Source organism: Burkholderia sp. E168m23 (assembly GCF_016586125.1).
Taxonomy (GTDB): domain Bacteria; phylum Pseudomonadota; class Gammaproteobacteria; order Burkholderiales; family Burkholderiaceae; genus Burkholderia; species Burkholderia orbicola.
This window is the reverse complement of the sequence record NZ_BCPP01000220.1, coordinates 1-8169: the sequence shown is the minus strand read 5'-3', so window position 1 is coordinate 8169 and position 8169 is coordinate 1. Positions and strand designations below refer to the sequence as shown.

Annotated in this window: 7 protein-coding genes; 1 reads left to right on the top strand and 6 read right to left on the bottom strand. The window is 65.9% G+C overall.

The features are described from left to right. The 6 genes from JMF90_RS13775 to JMF90_RS13750 all read right to left on the bottom strand — a co-directional run. The coding region (locus JMF90_RS13775) for an ATP-binding cassette domain-containing protein (protein WP_201325163.1) at window positions 1-804 on the bottom strand (804 nt) is incomplete at its 3' end. Beyond that, window positions 801-1793, bottom strand: a complete 993-nt coding sequence (locus JMF90_RS13770) for an ABC transporter ATP-binding protein (RefSeq protein WP_011548890.1) — start codon at window positions 1791-1793, stop codon at window positions 801-803. The genes JMF90_RS13775 and JMF90_RS13770, both read right to left, overlap by 4 nt. Window position 1794: 1 nt before the next feature. After that, complete coding sequence (locus JMF90_RS13765) at window positions 1795-2697, bottom strand: ABC transporter permease (protein ID WP_011548889.1); 903 nt, start codon at window positions 2695-2697, stop codon at window positions 1795-1797. A gap of 13 nt (window positions 2698-2710) precedes the next feature. Continuing rightward, complete coding sequence (locus JMF90_RS13760) at window positions 2711-3649, bottom strand: ABC transporter permease subunit (RefSeq protein ID WP_006480299.1); 939 nt, start codon at window positions 3647-3649, stop codon at window positions 2711-2713. A gap of 11 nt (window positions 3650-3660) precedes the next feature. Continuing rightward, window positions 3661-5274 (bottom strand): peptide ABC transporter substrate-binding protein, encoded by a 1614-nt coding sequence (locus JMF90_RS13755; protein WP_006480298.1) that lies wholly within the window; start codon window positions 5272-5274, stop codon window positions 3661-3663. 179 nt (window positions 5275-5453) lie between these two features. After that, the gene (locus tag JMF90_RS13750) at window positions 5454-6032 is read right to left on the bottom strand and encodes a cupin domain-containing protein (protein ID WP_011548888.1); all 579 of its coding nucleotides are present in this window, start codon (window positions 6030-6032) and stop codon (window positions 5454-5456) included. Between the two features lie 497 nt (window positions 6033-6529). Here JMF90_RS13750 and JMF90_RS13745 point away from each other — a divergent pair, with 497 nt between their 5' ends. After that, window positions 6530-8050, top strand: a complete 1521-nt coding sequence (locus JMF90_RS13745) for a peptide MFS transporter (RefSeq protein ID WP_011548887.1) — start codon at window positions 6530-6532, stop codon at window positions 8048-8050. Window positions 8051-8169 lie beyond the last annotated feature (119 nt).

The following is an 8169-nucleotide window of genomic DNA, read 5'->3' as shown; positions in this document are numbered from 1 at the left end:
GAGCAGCGCCTTCGTGTACGGGTGTTGCGGCACGCCGTACACGTCATGCCGCGTGCCGAACTCCATCACGCGGCCGAGATACATCACGAGCACGCGCTGGCTGATGGCCTTCACCACCGCCAGATCGTGCGCGACGAACAGATAGGACAACGACAGTTCGCGTTGCAGATCGCGCAGCAGGTTCACGATCTGCGCCTGGATCGACACGTCGAGCGCCGATACGGGTTCGTCGCAGATCACGAGCTTCGGCTCGCTGATCAGCGCACGCGCGATGCCGACGCGCTGGCACTGCCCGCCGGAAAATTCATGCGGATATCTCAGCAGGTGATGCGCGTTCAGACCGACGCGCTCGAGCATCGTGACCACGCGGCGGCGCACTTCGGCACGGCCGAGGCCGGCGTGGTGCGTGACGAGCGGCTCCGCGACGACCTGCTCGATCGTCATGCGCGGATCGAGCGACGCGAGCGGGTCCTGGAAGATCATCTGCACTTCGCGCCGCATCGCGGTGCCGCGCAGGTGATCCGGCGCCACGGCCTGGCCGCGCCATTTCACGGTGCCGGCCGTCATCGGCACGAGGCCGATCAATGCGCGCGCCAGCGTCGACTTCCCGCAGCCCGATTCGCCGACGAGCCCGACCGTCTCGCCGCGCTTCACGTCGAACGACACGCCGTCGACCGCGCGCAACGTGCCTTTCGGCGACCACGGATAGCCGCCCAGCGGCACGCGGAAATGCACCTTCAGATTCTCGACGGACAGCAGCGTGTCGTCCGTCGCGCCGGCTTGGCGGCGTTCATCGACGCTCATCGCAGACCTCCCGTCAGATCGGCCACGGGCCGGTGGCACGCGCGCACCGCGCCCACGGCGCCATAGGTTTCGAGCGCCGGGCGAGCAATGCCGCAGCGTTCTTCCGCATAGGTGCAGCGCTTCGCGAACGCGCAGCCGGCCGGCGCGGTGCCGGGCATCGGCGGGTTGCCGGGGATCGCGACGAGCGGCGCATCGTCCGCGTCGGTCAGGCGCGGCAGCGCGTTGAGCAGGCCGATCGTGTACGGATGCGACGGCGCCGCGAAAATCGAGTCGGCCGGCGCGTATTCGACGGTGCGGCCCGCGTACATGACCATCACGTCGTCGGCGAGGCCGGCGACCACGCCCATGTCGTGCGTGATCAGCACGATCGCGGTGCCGCGCTCGCGGTTCAGCTCGCGCAGCAGGTCGATGATCTGCGCCTGCACGGTCACGTCGAGCGCGGTGGTCGGCTCGTCGGCGATCAGGATTTCCGGCTCGGAGAGCAGCGCCATCGCAATCATCACGCGCTGCCGCATGCCGCCCGAAAACTCGTGCGGATACATGCGGATGCGGCGCGCCGCGTCGGGAATGCGCACCGATTCGAGCGCCTCGATCGCGCGCTTGATCGCTTCCTTGCGCGACAGCTTGCGATGCAGCTGCAGCGTCTCGGTCATCTGCCGCTCGATCGTCAGGAACGGATTGAGCGACGTCATCGGGTCCTGGAAGATCATCGCGATCCGGTCGCCGCGCACCGCGTTCAGCGCGCGCGTATCCATGTCGAGCAGGTTGTCGCCGCGGTAGCGCGCGGTGCCGGTCGTCGTGCCGTTGCCGGCCAGCAGGCCGAGCAGCGCCATCACGGTCTGGCTCTTGCCCGAGCCCGATTCGCCGACGATGCCGAGCGTCTTGCCGGCTTCGAGCGAGAACGACACGCCGTTGACGGCGTCGATCGGCGGCGCATCCTTGCGCGTGAAGCGCACGCCGAGGTTTTCTACTTCCAGCAGAGCAGCCATTTCAGCGATCCTTCGGGTCGAGCGCGTCACGCAGGCCGTCGCCGACGAAGTTCACGCAATAGAGCGTCACGCACAGCATGACGGCCGGGGCCAGCAGCAGCCACGGCATCGATTCCAGTTTCTGCGCGCCATCCTGGATCAGCACGCCCCAGCTCGTCATCGGTTCCTGCACGCCGAGGCCGAGGAACGACAGCACCGATTCGGTCAGCACGATGTTCGGCACCGAGACCGTCGCGTACACGACGACCACGCCGAGCAGGTTCGGCACGACGTGACGCAGCACGATCGACGCCGGCGACACGCCGATCGCGCGCGCCGCGTCGACGAACTCGCGATTGCGCAGCGACAGCGTCTGGCCGCGCACGACGCGCGCCATGTCGATCCACGAGAACGCGCTGATGGTCAGCACGACCAGCATGAACGAGCGGCCGAACAGGGTCATCATCAGGATCGCGATCAGCAGGTACGGGATCGCGTACATCATGTCGACGACGCGCATCATCACGGAGTCGACGCGGCCGCCCGCGAAGCCCGCGGTCGCGCCCCACGCGACGCCGAACAGGCCCGACACGAGCGTGCCGAGCAGGCCGACCTCGATCGATACGCGGCCGCCGATCAGCGTGCGCACGAGCAGGTCGCGGCCGAGCTCGTCGGTGCCGAACCAGTGCTGGTTCGCCCAGGTCGGCGGCAGGCTGATCGAGCCCCAGTCGCTCGCGGCGGGATCGGCCGCGAGCAGCCACGGGCCGACGAAGCAGGCGAGCGTGATCAGCGCGAGCAGCACGAGGCTGAACAGCGCCGCGCGGTTGTGAAGGAAGCGCGCGAACGCCAGCTCGAGCGGCGAGCGCGAACGCGGCGGCGAATCGGTCTGCACGGGCAGGCCGACGACGGGAGTGGTCGGGGTCATCGCTGTGCCTCGCTCAATAACGGATGCGCGGATCGAGCCACGCGTACGCGAGGTCGACCAGCAGGTTGAACAGCACCGCGCAGACGGTCGTCAGCACGACGAGGCCGAGCACCAGCGTGTAGTCGCGGTTGATGGCGCCGTTCACGACGAGTTGCCCGAGGCCCGGCAGCGCGAACACCGATTCGGTGACGACGGCCGCCGTGATCGACGTGATGCAGACCGTGCCGAACAGCGACACGACCGGCATCAGCGCGGGCTTGAGCGCATGGCGCAGCACGATCGTCGAGCCGGGCAGGCCCTTGGCGCGCGCGGTGCGGATGTAGTTGCTCGACAGCGTCTCGATCATCGAGCCGCGCATCACGCGTGCGAGCAGCGACACGTTGATGAGGGTCAGCAGCGCGATCGGCAGCAGCCGGTACCGCCAGCCGCCGTCGCCCCAGCCGCCGGCCGGCAGCCAGCCGTTGCCTTCCGACGTCTTCAGCAGGATCGCGAAGATCCACACGAGCACGGGGCCGAGCACGAACGGCGGCACGACGTTGCCGAAGTTGCCGATCAGCATCACGAAACGATCGATCACGCTGTCGCGGCGCACGGCCGCGACGGTGCCGAGCAGCACGCCGAGCACGATCGAGATCGGGATCGACACGCCGCCCACGCCGAGGCTCACGGGCAGCGCCTTCTTCACGAGATCGTTCACCGACCAGTCGACGTAACGAAACGACGGGCCGAGATCGCCGTGCAGCAGCGAGCCGAGATACAGCAAGTACTGCTTCCACAGCGGCTCGTCGAGGTGGTACTTCGCGTTCAGGTTCGCGAGCGTCGCGGCGGACAGCTGCTTCTCCGTATCGAACGGGCCGCCGGGCGTGAAATGCAGCAGCAGGTAGCAGACGGTGATGACCGCGAGGATCGTCGGCACCGCCCACAACGTGCGCCTCAATGCGTAGGCCAGCATGATCGCTCCGCTCAGTGCTTGATCAGGTACATGTCCTGCGAAGCACGCATGTCGATCACGTTCTTCAGCGAATAGCCACCGACGTAGGACTTCACGAGACGGTCGGCCGAGTACTGGAACAGCGGCACCATCGGCGTGTCCTTCATCGCCATGTCGTGCGCCTGCGTGAGCAGCGCGGTGCGCGCGTTGTCGTCGAGCTTCTGGTTGCCTTCCTCGACGAGCGCGTCGACCTGCTTGTTGCAGTAGCCGACGGTGTTCTGCGAGCTGCCGCAGCGGATCAGGTCGAAGAACGTCATCGCGTCGTTGTAGTCGGCGAACCAGCCGTCGCGCGCGATCTGCACCTTGCCGTCATGCCGCTGCTTCATCAGCACCTTGAACTCGACGTTCTCGAGCTTCGTGGTGACGCCGAGCTTCGTACGCCATTCCGATGCGGTGAACAGCGCGACCTTCTTGTGCAGGTCGTTGGTGTTGTACGTGAGCGTGAACGACAGCGGCTTCGCATCCGAATAGCCGGCCTGCTTCAGCAGGTCCTTCGCGGTCGCGATGCGCTTGGCCATCGGCCACGACGCCCATTCCGGCGTGAATGGCTGCACGCCCTTCGTGCCGTTCGGCATCAGCCCGTACATCGGCTTCTCGCCGGCCTGCGTGAGCTTCGACGTCAGCACGTCGCGATCGATCACCATCGACAGCGCCTGGCGCACGCGCTTGTCCTTCAGCGCCGCGTCGCTGTTGTTCAGGTAGTAGTAGTAGGTCGCGAGCTGCAGGCCCGGGCGCAGTTCGGCGCCGAACTGCTTGCTGACCTGCTGGAAGATGCCCGACGGGATCGAGTAGCTGTAGTCGATCTGGCCGGCCTGGTACATGCGCATCGCGGTTTCGTCGCTTTCGATCGGCAGGTACGTGACCTTGTTGATCACCACCTTCGACGCGTTCCAGTACTTCGCGTCCTTGGTCGCCACGATGCGGTTGTTCGGCTGCCAGTCGACGAGCTGGTACGCGCCGTTGCTGACCAGGTTGCCGGGGCGCGTCCATGCGTCGCCAAACTTCGTCACCACGTCCTTGTTCACCGGCGCGAGCGGCGCCATCGCGGTCAGTTCGGGGAAGAACGCGACGGGCACGTCGGTCGTCACTTCCAGCGTGTACGGGTCGACCGCGCGCACGCCGAGCGTGGTCGGCGCGGCCTTGCCGGCGATGATGTCCTTCGAGTTCTTGATGAACTCGACGAGGATCGTGTATTTCGAGCCCGTCTTCGGATCGACGAGGCGCTGCCACGAATAGACGAAATCGGCGGCCGTCACCGGCTGGCCGTTGCTCCACTTCGCGTCGTGGCGAAGCTTGAAGATCCACGTCTGCGGCGTCTTGCGCTCCCACGACAGCGCGACGCCCGGCACGACCTGGCCGGCCGCGTCGATGCGCGCGAGCCCTTCGAACAGGTCGAGGCCGATCGTGTTGCCGGTCCACGATTCGATGTGCGCCGGGTCGAGCGACTCGACTTCGGCCGGCACCTGTCGCGTCAGGTCCTGTTGGGGAGCGAGTGCGACGTTCGACGGAACGGTCACGGCGTGGGCGACGGGCGTCGTCAGGGCGAGCGCGGCCAGCACGGCCGACATGGCATGCAAGGATTTCATCGTGGCAGTCTTGAGAAGGTTGTTCGGTGAGCGTCGCGCGGCGGATGCCGCGGATTACGCGTGAGACGCTGACGGGCGCAGCGATTGAGGAGGCCCGTGATTCTCGTATTGCATGTTAGTATTCCTTACATTTCTTTCGACAGGCATTCCGTCGAATGAAACGAAGGAATACCCGTGCGTTAGAACAGTCGCGGCGTACCGACCCAGACCACCACCGACTCGATCTTCGCGGTGTTGACCCAGCTGTGCGGCACCGTCGACTGATAGTGCGAACTGTCGCCGGCCTGCAGGACGAACGTCTTGCCTTCCAGCGTCAGCGACACTTCCCCTTCAATCACGTACAGGAACTCCTCTCCTGCATGTGTCGTCACCTCGGACCGTTTCTGCCCCGGCGGCATCCTCACGAGGATCGCCTCAAGCTGGCGCCCTTCGGACACGTTCGTCAGCCTCGCGAACAGGTTCGCCGAATCGGCAAACCCGAAGAAGCGCAACTGATCGCCTCGGCACACCGAGCGTTCCTCGCTCGGCGTATCCACGAAGTACTGCACCGTCACGCCGAGTGCGTGGGCAATACCGGCCAGCGACGTCAGTGACGGCGACGCGAGCCCGCGCTCGACTTGAGACAGAAACGGCTTCGAAATCCCCGCGGCGGTAGCGGTGTCGTCGAGCGTGCGCTTCAGACGTTGGCGCAACGCGCGAATCTTGCTGCCGAGTGCGACAGCGTCTGCCGATCGCGAGTTTTCAGTGGGGGGAACCATAGCAGGCCGAAAAGTGGTCGTCAAAAAATGTTTGATGGAAAGTAACTAAGTTAATTGGAGATAGCTTAATCTTCGGGTTCGTACACGCCTTCGGCGTTGAGCCCGGTGCACTAAACAGGGCCCGAAGCGCACGAAACGACGCGCTATCTTGCCAGACTCGCAGGCTTCACAGGCAAGCTGCAAGCGGCTCTCCGGGAATTTGCGGAGAACCGGCGTCAAGCTTACAGGTAGATGATGAGACAAATGTTCCTGAAAGCTGCTGCCATATCGGGAGTTTCCCTAAGTGGCGCGGACCCGACGCACCGGACCGGCAAACGTTACCATTCGCGCGCCGGTCGGGGCCGCGCTCCGCCTTCCCAGGTGGAATCCGACCCCGGCCCGGGCTAACCGCCCGACTGCTCCATCGCCGACGCAAGCCTACCCGGCCTCAGTGCTCCGGCGCCAGTTCGACCCCCAAGGCGACGCGCGATCCGCGCCGTCCGTTTCAAACGAGATTGATGATGCACGCACCTGTTTCACAGACCCGATCGTTTACGACGGTCTTCCTCATCGAAATGTGGGAGCGCTTCGGCTACTACGGCATGGCCGCGCTCCTGGTCCTCTTCATGGTCGACCGGCTCGGCTTCACCGACAGCCACGCGAACCTGACCTGGGGTGCATTCACCGCACTCGTCTACGCCGCGCCGTCGATCGGCGGCTGGATCGGCGACAAGGTGCTCGGCGCCCGCCGCACGATGATCATCGGCGCGTCCGTGCTGTGCGCCGGCTACCTGATGCTCGCGGTGCCGAACGATCACCTCGCGTACATGTACGCGTCGCTCGGCGTGATCGTCGTCGGCAACGGCCTGTTCAAGGCCAACGCAGCGAACCTCGTGCGCCGCATCTACGAAGGCGACGACGCGCGCATCGACAGCGCGTTCACGATCTACTACATGGCGGTCAACATCGGCTCGACGGTGTCGATGCTCGCGACGCCGTGGATCAAGGATCACTGGGGCTGGCACACCGCGTTCGCGGTCTGCTGCGGCGGCATGCTGCTCGCGATCCTCAATTTCATGCTGATGCACCGCACGCTCGCGCACGTCGGCTCGCAGCCGGACGACGAGCCGATCCGCTGGAAGCGCCTCGGCGCGGTCGCGGCCGGCGGCGTCGCGCTCGCGCTGATCACGCTGTACGTGCTGCAGCACAAGCAGCTCGCGGTCGCCAGCGTGTGGATGGCGGCATTCGCGATCCTCGCGATCTTCGCGTACATGATCGCGAAGTCGGAGCGCTCGGAGCGCGCCGGCCTGATCGCGGCGCTCGTGCTGATCGGCCAGGTGATCCTGTTCTTCATCTTCTACGTGCAGATGTCGACGTCGCTGACGCTGTTCGCGCTGCGCAACGTCGACCCGCGTTTCATGCTGTTCGGCACGACGCTGTTCACGTGGAGCGCCGCGCAGTTCCAGGCGCTGAACCCGATCTGGATCATGCTGCTGAGCCCGGTGCTCGTGTGGGTCTACAACGCCGTCGCGAAGGGCGGCCGCGACCTGCCGGTCGCCGCGAAGTACGCGCTCGGTTTCGGCGCGGTGGCAGCCGGCTACCTGGTGTTCACGATCAGCGGCCGCTACGCGGTCGACGGCCGTGTGTCGTCGTGGTTCATGGTGTGGGGTTACGGCCTGTACTCGCTCGGCGAACTGCTGGTGAGCGGCCTCGGCCTCGCGATGATCGCCCGCTACGTGCCGGCGCGCATGAGCGGCTTCATGATGGGTGCGTATTTCGTCGCGACGGGCGTGTCGCAGTATCTGGGCAGCGTCGTCGCAAACTTCGCGCAGATGCCGTCGCACGAACTGCCGGCCACCGAGTCGCTGCCGCTCTACCTGTCGCTGTTCGAGAAGCTCGGCTGGCTCGCCGCGATCGGCATGCTGCTCGCGCTGCTGCTGCTGCCGCTGATGAACCGCCTGTCGCGCCAGCATCAGCGCTGCACGGAAGAGCGCCGCGAAGAAGCGTTGCAGGCGCAAGCAGCGGCCGCCGCGCAGTAAGGACTATCCCTCGGCGTGCGGCGTGCACGCCACATTCTCCCGCCAGAAACGCGAACGCGTCCTACACTGGTTGCAGACAACGCATCCGCGTCGCGAGATGCGCACTGGCGGGAGAACAC